The sequence below is a fragment of the Paenisporosarcina sp. P4_E4_2 genome, assembly GCF_056401595.1.
Genome location: NZ_JBFUJC010000027.1, coordinates 1 through 17,513 on the forward strand (window position 1 = coordinate 1; position 17,513 = coordinate 17,513).

At 40.2% G+C, this 17,513-nt stretch carries 17 protein-coding genes; 9 read left to right on the forward strand and 8 right to left on the reverse strand.

Annotated elements, in window-relative coordinates; translation table 11 throughout:
• Window positions 1–365: helix-turn-helix domain-containing protein (locus tag AC1DSB_RS04280; RefSeq protein WP_477585863.1), on the reverse strand; the 365-nt coding region annotated here is incomplete at its 3' end.
• 115 nt (window positions 366–480) lie between these two features.
• On the opposite strand from AC1DSB_RS04280, the gene AC1DSB_RS04285 reads away from it, so the two are divergent.
• The gene (locus tag AC1DSB_RS04285) at window positions 481–1,785 is read left to right on the forward strand and encodes an MFS transporter (RefSeq protein ID WP_477530971.1); all 1,305 of its coding nucleotides are present in this window, start codon (window positions 481–483) and stop codon (window positions 1,783–1,785) included.
• Between the two features lie 19 nt (window positions 1,786–1,804).
• On the opposite strand, the gene AC1DSB_RS04290 is transcribed toward AC1DSB_RS04285, so the two are convergent.
• The 5 genes from AC1DSB_RS04290 to AC1DSB_RS04310 all read right to left on the reverse strand — a co-directional run bounded on the left by AC1DSB_RS04290 (window position 1,805) and on the right by AC1DSB_RS04310 (window position 6,831).
• Window positions 1,805–2,980: an MFS transporter gene (locus AC1DSB_RS04290; protein WP_477585864.1), complete on the reverse strand. Its 1,176-nt coding sequence runs from the start codon at window positions 2,978–2,980 to the stop codon at window positions 1,805–1,807.
• Window positions 2,981–3,247: 267 nt separating this feature from the next.
• A complete protein-coding gene (locus tag AC1DSB_RS04295) occupies window positions 3,248–5,662 on the reverse strand; it encodes a heavy metal translocating P-type ATPase (protein ID WP_477585866.1) in 2,415 nt (804 codons plus the stop codon).
• An 83-nt stretch (window positions 5,663–5,745) separates the two neighbouring features.
• Window positions 5,746–5,958, reverse strand: coding sequence for a copper chaperone CopZ (gene copZ / locus AC1DSB_RS04300; protein ID WP_016429742.1), 213 nt, complete (start codon window positions 5,956–5,958; stop codon window positions 5,746–5,748).
• Between the two features lie 15 nt (window positions 5,959–5,973).
• Window positions 5,974–6,309, reverse strand: a complete 336-nt coding sequence (locus AC1DSB_RS04305; RefSeq protein WP_477530974.1) for a metal-sensitive transcriptional regulator — start codon at window positions 6,307–6,309, stop codon at window positions 5,974–5,976.
• A gap of 108 nt (window positions 6,310–6,417) precedes the next feature.
• The gene (locus AC1DSB_RS04310; RefSeq protein ID WP_342542893.1) at window positions 6,418–6,831 is read right to left on the reverse strand and encodes a CBS domain-containing protein; all 414 of its coding nucleotides are present in this window, start codon (window positions 6,829–6,831) and stop codon (window positions 6,418–6,420) included.
• Window positions 6,832–7,034: 203 nt separating this feature from the next.
• Between AC1DSB_RS04310 and AC1DSB_RS04315 the strand changes: the two genes are divergently transcribed.
• Window positions 7,035–7,172 (forward strand): Lmo0850 family protein, encoded by a 138-nt coding sequence (locus tag AC1DSB_RS04315; RefSeq protein WP_016429745.1) that lies wholly within the window; start codon window positions 7,035–7,037, stop codon window positions 7,170–7,172.
• Window positions 7,173–7,495: 323 nt separating this feature from the next.
• On the opposite strand, the gene AC1DSB_RS04320 is transcribed toward AC1DSB_RS04315, so the two are convergent.
• Window positions 7,496–8,683, reverse strand: coding sequence for an FtsW/RodA/SpoVE family cell cycle protein (locus AC1DSB_RS04320; RefSeq protein ID WP_016429746.1), 1,188 nt, complete (start codon window positions 8,681–8,683; stop codon window positions 7,496–7,498).
• A 152-nt stretch (window positions 8,684–8,835) separates the two neighbouring features.
• On the opposite strand from AC1DSB_RS04320, the gene AC1DSB_RS04325 reads away from it, so the two are divergent.
• From AC1DSB_RS04325 to AC1DSB_RS04355, 7 genes are all read left to right on the forward strand, one after another.
• The gene (locus tag AC1DSB_RS04325) at window positions 8,836–9,588 is read left to right on the forward strand and encodes a hypothetical protein (protein WP_477530976.1); all 753 of its coding nucleotides are present in this window, start codon (window positions 8,836–8,838) and stop codon (window positions 9,586–9,588) included.
• A 109-nt stretch (window positions 9,589–9,697) separates the two neighbouring features.
• Window positions 9,698–10,783 carry a D-alanine--D-alanine ligase gene (locus AC1DSB_RS04330; protein ID WP_477585869.1) on the forward strand — a complete coding sequence of 362 codons (1,086 nt, stop codon included), beginning with the start codon at window positions 9,698–9,700 and terminating at the stop codon, window positions 10,781–10,783.
• A 12-nt stretch (window positions 10,784–10,795) separates the two neighbouring features.
• Window positions 10,796–12,172 carry a UDP-N-acetylmuramoyl-tripeptide--D-alanyl-D-alanine ligase gene (locus AC1DSB_RS04335; RefSeq protein ID WP_477530978.1) on the forward strand — a complete coding sequence of 459 codons (1,377 nt, stop codon included), beginning with the start codon at window positions 10,796–10,798 and terminating at the stop codon, window positions 12,170–12,172.
• Window positions 12,173–12,317: 145 nt separating this feature from the next.
• Complete coding sequence (locus tag AC1DSB_RS04340) at window positions 12,318–13,037, forward strand: alpha/beta hydrolase (protein ID WP_477530989.1); 720 nt, start codon at window positions 12,318–12,320, stop codon at window positions 13,035–13,037.
• 431 nt (window positions 13,038–13,468) lie between these two features.
• Window positions 13,469–15,010: a degradosome RNA helicase CshA gene (gene cshA / locus AC1DSB_RS04345; RefSeq protein WP_477530979.1), complete on the forward strand. Its 1,542-nt coding sequence runs from the start codon at window positions 13,469–13,471 to the stop codon at window positions 15,008–15,010.
• A gap of 187 nt (window positions 15,011–15,197) precedes the next feature.
• Complete coding sequence (locus tag AC1DSB_RS04350) at window positions 15,198–15,677, forward strand: PH domain-containing protein (RefSeq protein ID WP_016429752.1); 480 nt, start codon at window positions 15,198–15,200, stop codon at window positions 15,675–15,677.
• A complete protein-coding gene (locus AC1DSB_RS04355) occupies window positions 15,670–17,187 on the forward strand; it encodes a PH domain-containing protein (protein WP_477530990.1) in 1,518 nt (505 codons plus the stop codon). The genes AC1DSB_RS04350 and AC1DSB_RS04355 overlap by 8 nt, the downstream gene beginning before the upstream one ends.
• Before the next feature lie 7 nt (window positions 17,188–17,194).
• On the opposite strand, the gene AC1DSB_RS04360 is transcribed toward AC1DSB_RS04355, so the two are convergent.
• Window positions 17,195–17,513: rhomboid family intramembrane serine protease (locus AC1DSB_RS04360; RefSeq protein ID WP_477585871.1), on the reverse strand; the 319-nt coding region annotated here is incomplete at its 5' end.

Below are 17,513 nucleotides of genomic sequence, written 5' to 3' on the forward strand. Positions count from 1 at the left end.
CATTTACTGTAAATCTCGAGTAAACGTGCTGATTCGTAACTGATTGACAATTTATCGACAACCGGCTGAACGAGTTCAATTATTTGTTGGTGTTCGTCCTTTAAATCCGAGAATTCCACTTTATATAATTTTTCCACTTGGGCCAACAAACTTCTTTTTTCCGTTTGACTGACGTCTTCCATCAATTCGGACGATTCAATCCCAAGTCTTTTTGCAATATAAGATAAGCTCTCCATAGAAGGTTGGGCTTTGCCGTTTTCAATTAAACTCAACATCCCTTTTGTTAGCTGATCTCCAGCTAATGCTTCTAGTGTGAGTTTCTGTTGCTTGCGTAATTTTCTGATACGTAATCCAAGTGAATCCATAACAATCGCTCCATTTCTAATTAGTTTAATTATATTAAACTTTTGGTTGCAAGGGAAGTTTTTTCGTGTTATTATTTGTTTAATTAAATTAAACTTTCGAAAAGGGGAATGAGTCATGGAAGAATCCATGAAGTTAAAAAAAGCGACCTATCACTTGTGGACGTTCACCATTAGTAAATTAATTTCGACGTTCGGTGTCAGTGTCTTTTCGTTTGGAATCAGCTTTTATATTTTATCGGTAACAGGCTCTGCAACGAGCTTCGCTATAGTGCTGATCTGCAGCATACTGCCAAGAGTTCTCGTTGCGCCGTTTGCAGGGTATGCAGCGGATAAATATCCGAAAAAAATGATTGTTATCGTTGCACAGATATGCAGTGTGTTGGCGGTAGGAGGGTTATTGGTTGTTAGTCTAACTTTTGGTCTTTCACTGATCGCCATTTATATTACGCAAATCATTTTATCAATTACCTCGTTGTTTTCTGGGGTTACATTCAGTTCTTCCATTGCAAATTTGGTGGATGATGCACGAATTCAAAAAGCGATGTCTTTCAATCAAATGTCAATGTCAATTGCATCAATAGGAGGACCTGCGGTAGGAGGTCTATTATTCGGTCTGGTATCCATGAAAATGTTCCTCATCATTCACATGGTCAGTTACATCATTGCTGTCATTCTTGAATCCACTATGGATTTCAATTTGTACTCGAAGAAAGCGGCTGAATTTATGGAAGAGAAAAAAGAAACGATGCTTGAAAACATGAAAGCTGGCATCACTTACTTGAAACAGCACAGGGTACTTTCGGTAATCGTATGGGTAGCGTTAGTAATCAATTTCTTTTTCGGTGCGTTTACGGTTGGTTATTCTTACATCCTCGTAGAAGAACTGAAGGTTCAATCCGCCCATTTCGGTATAACGGAAGGAGCAATGTCTATCGGAATGCTGTTGGCTTCCATTTATTTAGCCGCACGCAAGGAGATTAAGTTTCCGCTTATTGTCTCGAAAAGAGGGATTATTATAATGGGGCTTCTGATGGCCGCTGCCACGCTGCCCTTACTTGTGACTCTTTCTTATATGGGGATTGTCAGTTTCTATTTCGTTCTCATGTTCTCCTTTGGTGTGGCCATGATTTTTGTTAATACACCGATTGGCGTCATGATGCAAAAACAAATAGCGGAGGAGTACAGAGGTCGGGTTTTCGGACTCCTTGAAACGATGGCTATGTCATTGATGCCACTTGCGATGGTGTTGTTCGGTTTCTTGTTCGATATCGTACCTGCACAATATGTATTGCTAGCTTCAAGTTCCATTATGTTGGCAGCCGTCATTTACATGCTTCGACCATCCGTCATGAAACAAGCACATCCGGATTTGGAAGTAGAAATGGTTTCTGAACCAATTAAAGCTGTATCAACCCAATAAAAAAATCCAGCCCCTCAAATCATGAGGAGGCTGGATTTTCGTTTTTCAATGACTTACTGGAGTTGCGGAACAAGATAATTAAGACAATAGAAATCAGCGCAAGAACAGCTGATAAAACATATACGTTATCTGGCTGTACGGTAAAAATCCATGTGAACAGAAGGGGACCGATAATACGACCCATATTGTCCATCGAATACGTCATACCTGCCGCTGTTCCATATCTGCCACCAGACTCTTTTGTCGTCAATGAAACCAATACTGTTCGTGCAAGTGCATTTCCGGCTGTAAAGACGCTGAGTGCAAAGCCGGCCCACAGAAGGCTGCCTGTAAATAGTAATAATATCAGTCCAATGGCTGTTACTACCTGTGCCGCCATAATCCATTTCGTTTCCTGACCATTTTTCACACGTCGAACGACACCGCCTTGAATAGCGGCATCTACTAAACCACTTGCCATAAATAAATAGMYGAGTTGCAGAGGAGTAATCGATATTTTATCAAWTTGGAACAACTGGAATGTAGCTTCCAGGCCTGCAAGCAGAAACGTCACCATAAATGAGAACAAGAAGAGATAGCGAATTCGATACTRCCAGAGTTTGTTGGCACCTTTTGGCACAATGGCTCTTTTTCTTGCTTCCCCTCTAGATGCCGGTTCTTTTAAAATAAGACCCGCATACACCATCAAGGCTAGTATCAATAAAGCCGAAACAATGAAGGGAAGTTGCAGTGTAAGGCCACCGAGGACACCGCCAATAGCAGGTCCGAAAATGAAACCGAGTCCTATTGACATCCCAAGCAAGCCCATATATTTGTTGCGTTCTTCTTCAGTCGTCATATCCGCTACAAACCCGGTAACGGCTGTATATAATGCTCCGGAAAAAATACCTCCGACGATTCGTGAGACATATAACATCGGCAGCTGCTCAATAAAGAGAGCGAAAATCAAAAAACTCATACTGAAACCTAATAGGCCAATCAGAATTAATTTTTTTCTTCCTGTTCGATCCGATAATGAACCCCACAGTGGAGCTGTAAAGAAGGAAGCTAATGCATAAATCGTCAATAATCCGCCAACGTGAACTTCACTGTAACCCTGCTCCAAAACTACCTCAGGCAAAATTGGAATGATGATTCCAAAACCTAAATACACAAAAAATTGTACAGACATTAATAACAAAATGGCTTTCTTCATTTCAAAAGAACCCGCTTTCTAAACTCAATCCGTATAATTCATTTTACTCACAAATCAACCTTCAAACAACAAAGGACAAAAAAAAAAGTGGAAAGCGCATATCTAGCCTGACGACGGCGCTGGAAGGACCTCAGGCGAAAGTTCCCTTTCGCCTGAGGGCACGTGGAACTAGACATATAAAAACTTGAAAGAAAGATAATACATATAAAAATTCATGCCTTTTTATAAGTTTTAAAAAACCCGCAGATAGTATTCTGCGGGAGAAAATTAAAGTTTTGCACGTTGAAGACGCAGTGCATTTAATACAWCCGAAACCGAACTAAATGCCATGGCAGCCCCAGCAACCCAAGGTGCAAGTAATCCGGCAGCCGCAATCGGGATGCCGATTGAATTGTAGGCTAATGCCCAGAATAAATTTTGTTTAATATTTCGTACTGTCAAACGACTCATGAGTAATGTGTCAGGTACACGCAGTAAATCTCCGTGCATCAATGTTACGTCTGCCGCTTCCATCGCAACGGCCGTTCCAGTGCCCATGGCAATTCCGATATCAGCAACGGCTAAAGCTGGAGCGTCATTGATGCCGTCACCGACCATGGCAACCTTGCGACCTTCATCTTTCAGAGAAGTGATGACTTCTGCTTTTTTCGTAGGGAAGACACCTGCAACGACATGTTCGATGCCAACTTGTCTCGCAATCGCCTGCGCGGTTGTTTCCTGATCGCCAGTTAACATCACCACGTGAATGCCCATTTGCTGTAACTTTTGAATAGCTGCCTTTGAAGTTTCTTTTACTTGATCAGCGATTGCAATCGTGGCGACATGAACATCATCAACGGCCATGAACATGACCGTTTTCCCGTCCTGTTCGAGTGAAGAAGCTTGATCCAATGCCGAGTCTAACTCGATCGTGTGGTCAAACAAAAGTTTACGTGTACCAATGACAATTGCTTTGGAATTAATAGTACTCTTAATGCCGTGCCCTGGAATCGCTTCAAATGAAGAACTCTTATACTGGATTTCATTGATTTCCTTACCAAAAGAAGTAATCGCATGTGCTATTGGATGCTCAGAATTACTTTCGGCAGCCGCAGCCAACAGAATGAGTGTTTGTCGATCCTGCTGATTTGCAACAATAAACTCTGTTACAGCAGGTTTACCTTTTGTGATGGTTCCAGTTTTATCGAACACAACCGTATCTATAGATTTTGTGTTTTCCATTGCTTCAGCTGTCTTGAATAATATCCCAAGCTCAGCCGAGCGACCTGATCCCGCCATAATTGAAGTAGGAGTTGCAAGCCCAAGCGCACATGGACAAGCAATGACCAGTACAGCAATCGTACTTTCCAATGCCGAGGCAAAGTTACCGATGTCCACAAAAAGGTACCAAACTAGGAAAGTCAGAAGAGCAAGTCCTACAACAACCGGCACAAATATACCCGAGATTCGGTCTGCCAATCTTTGTATCGGAGCTTTGGATCCTTGTGCTTCTTCAACCACACGGATAATGGAAGACAGAACGGTGTCTTTACCGATCTTCGCAGCTTTTATTCGCAGTGCTCCATTCGCATTGATTGTTGCAGCGAAGACTTCATCATTTTGTGCTTTTTCAACAGGCAAACTTTCTCCGGTCAGCATGGATTCATCCACCGCAGATGAACCGGATAGGACAACGCCGTCAACCGGAATGGATGAACCTGGCTTAATAAGCAAGATATCGCCTTTTTGTACAGATTCTATAGGGATTTCACGCGTCTGGCCATTTTCCTCAATTATGGCTAATGACGGTTGAAGATTCATTAATTTTTTTATAGCATCTGAAGAATGCCCTTTCGCACGCGCTTCGAAGACTTTCCCTAGTAAAATTAGGGTAATCAACACTGCGCTTGTTTCGAAATACAGTCCGAGCATATGTGTTTCCCCGTGTTGCAAGCTATCCAATACGAGATAAATACTGTAAAAATAAGCTGCCGATGTACCGAGAGCAACTAAAACATCCATATTGGCACTCTTATTGCGAAGTGCAAAATACGCCCCTTTATAAAACATCCARCCAATCCAAAATTGAACCGGTGTCGCTAATGCCCATTGAACAAATGGATTCATTAATAGCTCTGGAACATATAACGCTGAAGTAAATGAAAAATGTCCTAACATTGTCCATAAAAGGGGAAGTGATAGAATGGCAGAAATCCAGAACAAACGGGTTTTCTTTTGAATGTCCGCTTTTTTATAATCAATGGCTTCGGCTTTTGCATCATTTTTGAAAGTTGCATCGTACCCTAAATCTTGGATTTTCTTCACAATGTCATGTGGGTTTGTCTGATTCGGATTAAATGAAATCTTTCCTGTTTCAAGCGCTAAATTTATGGCTGCTTCATTTACACCAGGCAAATTATTCAATCCTTTTTCAATACGGGTTGAACAAGCTGCACATGTCATTCCTTGAATTCTCAGGTCAACTTGCTCACTGATTACGTCATAGCCAAGTCCGCGAACTTGGTCTTCTAACTGATTCGGTTGAATGGTTTTCGCATCGTATGTAATATGTGCTTTTTCAGTTGCAAAGTTAACGGTAGCGGAAGATACACCTTCCATTTTCTGAAGCCCTTTTTCAATGCGATTTGCACAGGCTGCACAAGTCATACCGGTTATCCATAATTCTTGTTGAGTGTCAATCATAATTTTACCTCCTTATACATACCTTTACGGGGTATATAAAATGTTGAAAAAAAACTGCGAATTTCGCAGTCTTAATTTAATACTTATTTAGCTACCGAGTATCCTTGCTCTTCTATCGTATCCGTAATTTTTTCAACTTCAACTACGTCTTTGTTAAATTCAACACCCACTGTGCCGTTTTCCAGATGTACCTGCACGTTATCAACACCAGAAATTTTTGTAACACTGCTTTCAATTGCTTTAACACAATGTCCACAAGACATACCTTCCACTTTTAATGTAACGTGATCTACCATTGGAATTCCTCCTCGTTATTTTCGCATTAGTTTTTGAACCGTTGTTAGTAATTCATCCAGCACATCATCTTCGCCTGCAGCTAATCGTTCTTTCACACAGCCTTTTAAATGACCAGCAAGAAGAACTTTTGCAACACTGTTTAAGGCAGATTGAGTTGCTGATAATTGGGTAATAATATCATCGCAATAGACATCTTTATCAACCATGCCTTTAATCCCGCGTATTTGTCCTTCAATTCGGTTTAGCCGGGTGGTTAAATCTTTTTTTACGGAATCTGGATGATGGCTTTTTCTACAAGTCGTTGGTTCTAGAGGTTCCTCAAGTGGTGAAGCATCAGTATTAGTGGTCATGATTTTATCACCTCCAGATTTTCTTAAGTATAAAGTACCGTCGGGGGGTATGTAAAGAAAAGAGAATCAAAAATCCCCAAACTTGAAAAATAAGTTTGGGGGGGTGGTTTAAAGATGTCTCGGTTCTGAAATTTCATGGAGAGCTTGAGAAGCTTCATGTGCTGTCTCACTTGGTACAGATAAATCTGCAAGAGCTACGAAGCCAACAAGTTGTTCATTCTTGATGACAGGAAGTCGGCGGATACGGTGTTGCGCCATGATTTCAGCCGCTTCCTGAGAAGTAGATTCAGGACCTACAGAAATGACTTCATCCGACATGACATCTTTTACAAGACGCTTGCCATTTTTTGCAACAGACCTTGTAACGATATCTCGGTCAGTAATCATCCCGATTACACGTGAACCTTCAACTACTGGCATACATCCGATGTCCAAAGCACGCATGCTTTGGGCAATTTCCGATATTAAATCGGTAGGTGTACATGTCACGATATCTCGTGACATGATGTCTTTAATTTTCACAAGAATCCCTCCTTATAATAATGGTTAGTATGATTTACAAAGGACTAAAATATGTAACAAAATTGAAAGATTTAAAATAGGCTAAACGTGGTATAATAAGTGTATAAAATAGAAAGTCAAATTTATAAAACGATTTTCTTGAACCTGAACCTTTTAGTAAATGAATACGTTCCTAAACTAGAGGAAGGATAGAGGTGGATTGGATGACGAAAGAAGTTGATTTGCGAAAAATCGTTTCGAACTTGTCAAAGTTGGGTGTCACCGTAACGCTTACCAAATCTCGTCTCGAAATGTTAAAAGCACTCGCTGCACCAACTCAGACTCCACATACTCAAGGCTGAATCCACAACTTAGATCATACATTCGAGACACCTACCAAAAAGTAGGTGTTTTTTTATACGAACTTTTGATAATTTTTAAAATGATTCTTATAAAAATTAGTACGAACCGGCTCCCTTTCCGCAGACAAACCAGCAAGCCTCCTCGCTAAATTCGAGAAAGTTGCTCCAAAATTTAAAAGTTGCCCCAATTACAAAATCCTGCCCCATAAAAAAGGAACAATTATGTAGTTTTCATACTTGTTGGCTCATATGGAACGTACGGTTAGCGCAAATATACGTTAAACAAAAAAAGGATTACGCGATAATTGCGTAATCCTTTTTTATTATTCATCGTCAGAAGAACCAAACATATACGTGCGGTGATGGAATTTCATGCTGAACACCAATCCTAAAGCCAGCATATTCCCCATTAACGAACTACCCCCATAACTGATAAAAGGAAGCGGGATACCCGTTATCGGTAATAGCTGAATGGTCATCCCGATGTTTTGGAATACGTGGAATGTAATCATGGCAATAATGCCGGCACATACATACGTACTAAATGGATCTTTCAGCGTTAATGTAATTTTGGTCAAGTGGTAAATCAGCAAGAAAAACAGACTCACGACAATACTTGCGCCAATAAATCCATACTCTTCACCGATTACCGTGAATATAAAATCTGTATGATTTTCAGGAACGTATACTTCACGTCCTTGATAGCCTTTACCGGTAATTCCACCAGAGCCGATTGCGGTCATCGCATTAATCAAGTTATAGCCTTCCGACGTTGAATAGGAATACGGATCAAGCCATGAATAAATACGACCGAACTGATAAGCCTTAAAGCCGAATTTTTCCGAAAGAAAATCCTGCATGAAAACAGCCATCCAGAGCAAGGAACCTCCGATTAAAGCGGTTCCCGCAAAAATCGGAACAATCAACTTCCATGTGACACCACCCACAATAATCATTGCTGCGGTGATGGCCAAAAATACAAGTGAAGTACCAAGGTCTGGCTGTTGCATGATGAACAGTAAAGGTATAAGTGCCGTCGCCATGATTTTCCCCAATAGAATCAGGTCTGTTTTCATTGTTTTTGACACGAAATTTTCATGATGATTACTAATCATGCGTGCCATTGCTAAAATAAAGAACGTTTTCATGAATTCCGACGGTTGAATGCTCCCGATACCCGGTAAGTGGAACCAACTTTTTGCTCCACCACGTTTTTCAGCGATTTGACCTTCGCCGCCAGGTGCCAAAACAAGGGCAATTAAAATGAGAATCCCAATAGCATAAAGAACCCACGACATCTTTTTATATTGTTCGGGTTCGAATAACATAGTGAATCCTATAATCACTGCACCCACGATGTACCATAAAACTTGTCTAGGGATGAAATTAATCGGGTATTGACCTGATGATTGTGCAGACGAAATTGCGAACAAACTTACAATGAATAGCAGTAATAATATAAAAGCCAACGTCCAGTCGAAACGATCAGCAAATCCTTTGTTATTTTCCATAGTTGTCACCTGAATTTCTAATTTAAAGTTATAACTTATCAATTATACCGTAAAAGATAAGCAAATGCTTGTGCAGTATGTACTGACGAAGAACATCTTAAAATGTTTCATTCTTCTCAAAGTGAGATTATAATGAAAGGAGGAATGGAGTGATGATAATGGTGAAAAAGGCACGTGATACAGAAGATTACCTTCACCATATTTATATACATATGAACGAGGCTGATCAATTTGTGATCTTCAGCGGTCTTACAATGCAACAATTTGTCCGAAATGCAGGACCATTGCAACATCTATTGTTACTTAAGCATGAATACGAAGATAGTTCGTTTAACATGCATACCCAGCTGGAATTTGTACCAGATGAAGAGGTCTTGTCATTTACCAAAGAATTTATGGATAAACCAACTGATTTGAGATGGATTGATTTTGCGGATGAACGCAGACTCAATATGTTAACGCCTCAGGAACAAGCAGAACTATTATATATCGGGCATAAAAAAGAACCGATTCGATCACCATTTTATTATCAACTCCAAAATCGTTACGTCTATTTATCCAATGAAGAAGAGAGTATGACGAAAATTTATTTTCGTGAATTGAATGATTCAATTCATTTGGTCGTTAATATACTAAATCAAGTGGTCCGTGACAAAGAGAGGGGTGCCCCTTTTTGGCGCAGGAAACAAAAAGAAGGGTACCCTGAACTGACGGTGGACCAATTTATTACACATAAACCTTTGATGAAGGAAGGCGTACTGCTTTCGTTATTCAAACTCGAAAAATCAAAAGCAAGCTATGATTTAGAAATCCGTTCTTTGCCAGAATCGGTATTCCCCGATGAAATATGGGACGAATTAACTGCAGTCATGAAACAAAATCCGGACGAAACCATCCGTTTCTAACTACAATCCCTTGCAAAGATGAGTGCAAGGGATTGTTTTTTGATTAGTGTACGTGGGTAAACATGGTTCATGTTAAAATAAATGTATCCAATATTGTGGAGGTATTAAAATGAAAAAAAGAATAGGTTTATTATACGGTGGGAAATCTGCCGAACACGAAGTATCTTTATCGACAGCTCGTGCAGTGACACAAGCTTTAAATTTCAATGAATATGATGTGTTTCCAATATACATTACACATGAAGGCGAATGGCGTAAAGGTGCCCAATTATTGGCCCCGGTAGAAACAATTGAACAATTGCAATTTGATAATACATTCAATCAAGAATTGCCTAATAATATTTCAAGCTTCTTACCGTCTCAACAGGAGACAGACGAAAACGCGCTGGACGTGATTTTCCCTCTTTTACATGGACCAAATGGCGAAGATGGAACGGTACAGGGATTGCTTGAAGTATTGAATCTTCCTTACATCGGTAATGGTGTTCTAGCATCTTCTGCCGGAATGGATAAAGTTATCATGAAACAGCTCTTCGCGATTGCTGGTCTGAAACAAGTACCATTCGTTCATTTCATCCGTAAAGAATGGCAAAAAAACCAAGAGAATTTGATTGGGAAAATGGAGAAAGAACTAGCTTGGCCAGTTTTCGTTAAACCGRCAAACCTCGGTTCAAGTGTGGGAATCAGCAAAGCCTCAACTCGTGAAGAGTTAATCGCAGCTGTGGATATGGCATTGAAGTACGATCGCAAAATTATCGTCGAACAGGGCATTAAAGCACGTGAAATTGAAATGGGTGTACTAGGTAACGATTCGCCGAAATGTTCTGTGCCAGGTGAAATCAAACCGTTGAAAGATTTTTATGATTACCAAGCAAAATACAAAGACGGCAACACGGCGATGATAATTCCTGCGGACGTCACTGAAGAAGTGGAAGCTATTTTGCAAGGCAACGCAATCAAGGCTTTTAAAGTATTGGATTGCTCAGGACTAGTGAGAGCTGACTTCTTTGTAACGGATGCAGATGAAGTGCTAATTAATGAAGTGAATACATTACCTGGCTTTACGCCATTCAGTATGTTCCCATTGTTATGGCAGCACACAGGCGTGAATTACGCGGAATTAATCGATCAGCTGATTGAGCTTGCGATCGAAAGACATGCCGAAAAACAACAACTACACTATACAATGGATTGAGTGTGAATAATTTTGAAAAAATCATTACAAACAGTTGCTGGGTGGTTAAACATAAATGACGAAGTAAAACCGGATGTCACGGTAAGTGGCGTATCGATCAATACTAAAACCATTCAACCTGGAGATTTATTCATTCCGTTCAAAGGTGAAAAAGTGAATGGTCATCAATATGTGACTCAAGCTTTTGAAAAAGGAGCATCAGCAGCTCTTTGGCAGAAGGATGAACCAAATCCTCCACAAAATCTCCCTTTGCTTTTTGTGGAAGACAGTGAAATAGCGTTGCAGCAAATGGCACGCGCATATCGGAAAGATCATCCGGCAACGTTCATTGGCATTACGGGATCAAATGGGAAAACATCCACTAAAGATTTGGTGGCGGGTGTACTATCTCCTTATTTCCGTGTCCAAAAAACGGCAGGAAACTTCAACAATAACTTGGGATTACCGATTACGATCTTATCGTTGGATGAAGACACCGAGTTTGCCATCCTTGAAATGGGTATGAGTGGCTATGGAGAAATTGAGTTCCTTTCAAACTTGGCAAAACCGCATCACGTTGCGATAACCAACATCGGCGAAGCCCATATGCAAGACTTAGGTTCGCGTGAAGGAATTGCCAAAGCGAAGTTTGAAATCGTTGCCGGCTTACAAGGTAATGGGTGTCTATTTTATGATGGAGACGAACCGATTTTGAAGCCATTCATTCAAAAGTTCAATGATGAAAATGGATCTTCTACTATTAAAACCATTTCATTCGGGACAAATACGTCAAATGACATTTCAGCTCAATCGATTCTAGCGACGGAGAATGGCAGTGAGTTTGATGTGACTGGACTTATTGAATCACATTTTATGATTCCGGTTTTAGGAAAGCATCAAGTCAAAAATGCATTGGTCGCGATATTGATTGCCAAAGAGGCTGGCTTATCAAACGAACAAATTCTGGATTCCTTGAAAAATGTTTCACTTACAGACATGCGGATGCAAGTCATTCCTGCCAAGAACGGTTCATTGTTTATCAACGATGCGTATAATGCAGCACCGACTTCAATGAGTGCCGCCATTACCTTTATTCGTGAAACAACAATTCGTCCTGAAAAGTGGCTGGTTCTTGGGGATATGCTGGAACTAGGTTCTGAAGAACAGGCCTATCATGAAGACTTAGCCAATCAGATAAAATCGGAAGATTTTGCTGGTGTCTGCTTATATGGTCCACGCATGAAATGGTTATATGACAAGTTGCAGAAATCGTTCGATGAAAGACATCTAATTTGGTCGGAAAAGGATTATGAACCGATTCGCACTATGTTGGAAAGCCATACATCAGCAGATTCCATCACTTTAATAAAAGGATCTCGTGGAATGGCACTAGAACATGTGATTAAATAATACTTTACTCAAAGGAAACTCTGTTAATGGAGTTTCCTTTTTGTATGTTCAATATGGTTGGCATGTAGCGTTTGAAAAATGGCGAACTGGGTATCACAACTGTATCGAACAAATTAGCGTTGCGATTCTAAAGGGGACTGAAAAAATGAAAACCGGTCTATTATGCATTCATGGATTTACAGGAGGTCCGTATGAAATTGAGCCTTTTGTGCAAAATATTGAAGAGAAAACGGATTGGATTGTCAAAGTCCCTACGTTGCCTGGACATGGACCTACATTATCATTAACAGAGTTGACGGCGGAAAATTGGATGATGGAAGCTGAACAGGCCTTGAGACTATTGCAAAAGCAAGTGGACAGAGTGTTCGTTGTCGGTTTTTCAATGGGTGGACTGATTGCCCTTTATTTATCTTTGCGCTACAAGATTGACCGTCTCGTTCTTCTCAGTGCATCTGCTAAATACATTAATGGCGTTCAAATATTGGAAGATGTTAAAGATATCGTAGCTGATGTCATGCAAGGGAATCTTTCAACCAATGCGTTTTACCATTTATACGAATACAAATTAACTCATACGCCAATTCGAGCCGCGATTGAGTTTATGCGAGTCGTAAAAATGGTCGAGCCTTATTATGAGTCAGTCACAGTACCGGTATGTATTGTGCAAGGCAAAAAAGATGGGATTGTCCCATTCACTTCTGCACAATATTTGTACGATCGATTGGGTTCAGAAGAGAAAAACATGGTTACTTCAGAATGCGGCAAGCATCTCATATGCTATAGCGAGGATTGCGATGAATGGTTCGGTGAAGTGTTAAGTTTTTTGGAAAAGAATGAGAAAACTAATTATTACGACTGTGGTTGATTAATTGCATATTGTCTTTATCCGTGTTAAAGTGATTAGAGCAATGGATACATTTTGTGTAAAGACTCTTCGGGTTTTGATGAAGAGCTCTTTTTTTTGAACATAACGGTTTGTTCAATTTTTTAGGGTAGGATGTTTAGTTTCAAACATCAAAAATGTGAGCTATCACAATAGCCTCGTTCTCAATAAGAACTTTACAAAGGCTACCAACAGGTCACAAGAGACAGCGTGATGCATACGCTTTGAACATGCTCCCCACTGATCGAACCGCTCGGCAAAAGACCGGGCTTTCCTTTAAATATAAGTCCCCTCTGATAACTCTACAGAGAATTTTAAGTAACGGAAACGTTCCTCGTATAGGCTCGAATTTGCCGCAACTTCATCTGAAAATGTAACCATTTGTCAAATGTAAACAAAAAGGAGATTAAATTTTGACAAATTTTTCAGAATTAAATATTAGCGAATCAACATTAAAATCCGTAAAACGTATGGGTTTTGAAGAAGCAACACCAATCCAAGAAGGTACAATCAAATTTGCAATGGAAGGCCGCGATATTATCGGTCAAGCACAAACAGGAACTGGTAAAACAGCAGCGTTTGGTATTCCGTTGGTTGAAAAGGTTGACCCAAAAAACTCTAACATCCAAGGTTTAATTATTGCACCGACTCGTGAATTGGCGATTCAAGTTTCAGAAGAACTTTACAAAATCGGCCAAGACAAACGTGTGAAAATTTTATCTGTATATGGTGGACAAGAAATCGGACGTCAAATCCGTGCATTGAAAAATAACCCACATGTAATCGTCGGTACACCTGGTCGTATTCTTGATCATATCAACCGTCGTACATTGAAACTTGATAACGTTCAAACGCTTATTTTAGACGAAGCGGATGAAATGTTAAACATGGGCTTCATTGAAGATATCAACACAATTATGGAAAGTGTTCCAGCAGAACGTCAAACATTGTTGTTCTCGGCTACAATGCCAACACCAATCCGTAAAATTGCTGAGAAATTCATGAAAACGCCTGAAGTAGTTAAAATTCAATCAAAAGAAATGACAGTTGAAAACATCGAGCAATTTTTCGTTAAATCGCATGAGCGTGAAAAATTCGATATCCTTTCTCGTGTTATTAACGTACACCAACCTGAACTTGCAATTATCTTCGGTCGTACAAAACGTCGCGTAGACGAATTGTCACATGCTCTAAGCATCCGTGGTTATTTAGCAGAAGGTATTCATGGTGATTTAAGCCAAGCGAAACGTATGTCAGTTCTTCGTCAATTTAAAGAAAACAAAATTGACATCCTTGTTGCAACAGACGTAGCTGCTCGTGGACTTGATATCTCTGGTGTTACTCACGTTTACAACTATGATATTCCACAAGATCCTGAAAGCTATGTTCACCGTATCGGTCGTACTGGCCGTGCAGGTAAAAGTGGTGTGGCAGTAACTTTCGTTACTCCACGTGAAATGGGTTACTTACGTATCGTTGAAGAAACAACGAAAAAACGTATGTCACCACTTCGTCCACCAAGCTCAGATGAGGCTCTAATTGGTCAACAGCGTTTAGCGGTTGAATCATTATCTGAAATTGTAGACAAAAACAATATTGGTGATTACCGTTCATTCGCAACGGAATTACTTGAGAAATATGAAGCAGTTGACGTAATCGCTGCTGCATTGAAATCAATGACTCGCGAACCAAGTGATACACCTGTATCAATCTCTGAAGAACGCCCATTGCCAGCTCGTAAAGAGCGCAGCGGTGGTGGCGGACGCAGCGGCGGCGGTGGCTATAAAGGCAACAACCGTAGCGGTGGAGGCAGATCTTCTTCAGGTTCAGGTCGTAGCTCAGATCGTGGTCCATCTCGCCGTACTGGCGGTCGTGACGGAGCTTCTTCTTCTTCACGTGAGGGCTCTTCAAGCCGCGGTGGACGTCCACGTACATCTTCACGTCGTGAAAGCTAATTAAATTTCAAAAACCACAGTCCTTATGGGCTGTGGTTTTTTTTAGATTGTGAATGGTTGAAACGCGAATAGAACGTACGTAACCGAGAATAGACAGCCCAGAACTGATAATACATCTCTACCAGTATCTTTTTTATGAAACGTTTTTACTGTAGAATCGTATGCATAGTAGAAAGTAGGTGTTCACATGAGAAATGAACCAATTAATCAGATCTCACCAAAAGGATTAAAGGTATGGAGATTGTACGGCTTGATGCATTCCGCCATTATATGGTTATTGGCAATAGGTGCCGGAGTCTTAAATTGGTGGTTGGAAGGGCCATGGTGGGTATGGGTTATTTGTGTAGTGCTTCCTATACTATATACATACATATTTGTTTATTTTTTTCCTAAATTACGATGGCTTCGTTGGAGATATGAAGTTAGGGAACAGGAAATTGAACTTCAGCACGGACTCTTTGTCATCAAGCGGACGCTAGTGCCAATGGTTCGGGTCCAGCATGTAGATACGGAACAAGGACCCATTTTACGCAAATATGATTTAGCTTCTATTACAATCTCGACTGCTGCAACAAATCATACGATTCCGGCACTTATTACAAGTGAAGCGGACGAAATGAGAATTCGCATATCGACACTTGCAAGGGTGGCGGAAGATGATGTCTAACGAACGTTTTAAACTCCATCCAATTTCAGCAGTGGTAAATTTCATTAAAGGCTTAAAGGATTTAATTTTACCGTTTGTCTTCATTTTTGTTGTAAATGGATTTCAAGGCGATTCCTCGGGAGGCGGCCATTGGACGGATTTTGTTCCTTATATTGTGGGGTTTTTGGTACTGGCGTTCATTTTGGGTAGTGGAATCATCAAGTGGAAACGTTTTGTTTACTGGTTTGAAGAGGATGAATTACGGATTGAATATGGATTGTTTGTAAAGAAAAAACGCTATATTCCTTTTGAACGTATTCAAAGCTTGAACTATACCGAAAGTATTTTACATCGACCTTTCAAACTTGTAAAAGTAACGATTGAGACCGCTGGTTCAGGATCTGCAAAAGAAGCAGAAGCAGAACTTACAGCCATCACTAGAGATAATGCAAAGCGGATCGAAACAGAATTGGCGAATGCAAAAAAACGTAAAACGTCTATAACGAAAGCTGAAGTAACATTAACGGAAGATCAAAACCATGAATCGGTCTTAGATTCTGCTGTTCCAATTTATAAAATGTCCATGAAGGATTTAATCATTCTGGCCACTACATCTGGAGGGATTGGTGTCGTATTCTCTGGGTTAGCTGTGTTCATGTCCCAGTTTTCGGATATCATTCCGTACAAGGAGATTTACGATGAGTTCGTTGTATTTCTGAAATTCGGCTTTTTCATTGTGGCAATTAGTATTTTTATGGTTTTATTGTTCGCATGGTTAATTTCCGTCATTCTGACGACTTTAAATTACTACCAATTTACGATTGTCCAGGAAAACGACCAGATTGTTTTAACTCGTGGTTTGCTGGAGAAGAAAAAAGTATCCATTCCAATTGGGCGTGTTCAAGGGATTCGTATTGTCGAGAATCCATTGCGCCAATTATTCGGCTATTGTACGGTTATTGTTGAAAGTGCGGGGGGTTCCCTAGAGGAACAAGATAAAAACATAAAACTATTCCCGCTTGTTAAAAAAAGTGTAATCAAACAACCGTTAAATCAATTGTTCGTAGATTTCGACTTTGAACCTGAATGGACATCTTCTCCAAAACAGGCTAAATCATTTTATTATCGTCTTGACTTCTTATGGATGATTCCCGTGATGGTTGCGGTCAGTTATTTTTACTATCCATATGGATTATTGTCATTATTACTGTTTCCGATTGTGATCCTATTGGCTCTATGGCAACATCATTCTGCTGCATTTGCACTTAATCGTAACCAGTTATCTTTGCGATACAGAGGGATTAGTAAATACACGTTCTTCATCGAAAAGAAAAGAATGCAATCTCTTCAAATGAAACAAAGTCCTTTCCAAAAAAGAAAAAAGCTCGCTTCCATTCAAACCACAATCAAGTCGGGAATGCTTGGAACAACTGCTAGAGTGGATCATTTAAACGTAAAAGATATTGAGGAAGTCATGACTTGGTACGAACCTTCCAAGTATGAAGCGATAGAAAAAGGACAGCCACAATAAGGCTGTCCTATCTTTTTCTCTTTTTCCAGCTAATGATTCGTTGAGGATGGAAGTAACTAAGTCCAATCAGGAAACCAACAGCCAAACCGCTTAAATGAGCGGTAGCGTTAATGTTTGGTGTTAAGAAGGTCATGACGATACTGATGACAATGATCGGTAAAATAATTTGACGAAGTTGGGGTAATGTTTTGCGTGCATAGTACACCAGTGCACCAAAAGCCCCGAGCAGTCCATAAATAGCACCACTTGCACCGACATGAACATAATTAGCGTCTTGCAAAAGGAAAGTTGCAACGGTACCGAATAATCCTGCCATGAAATAAATG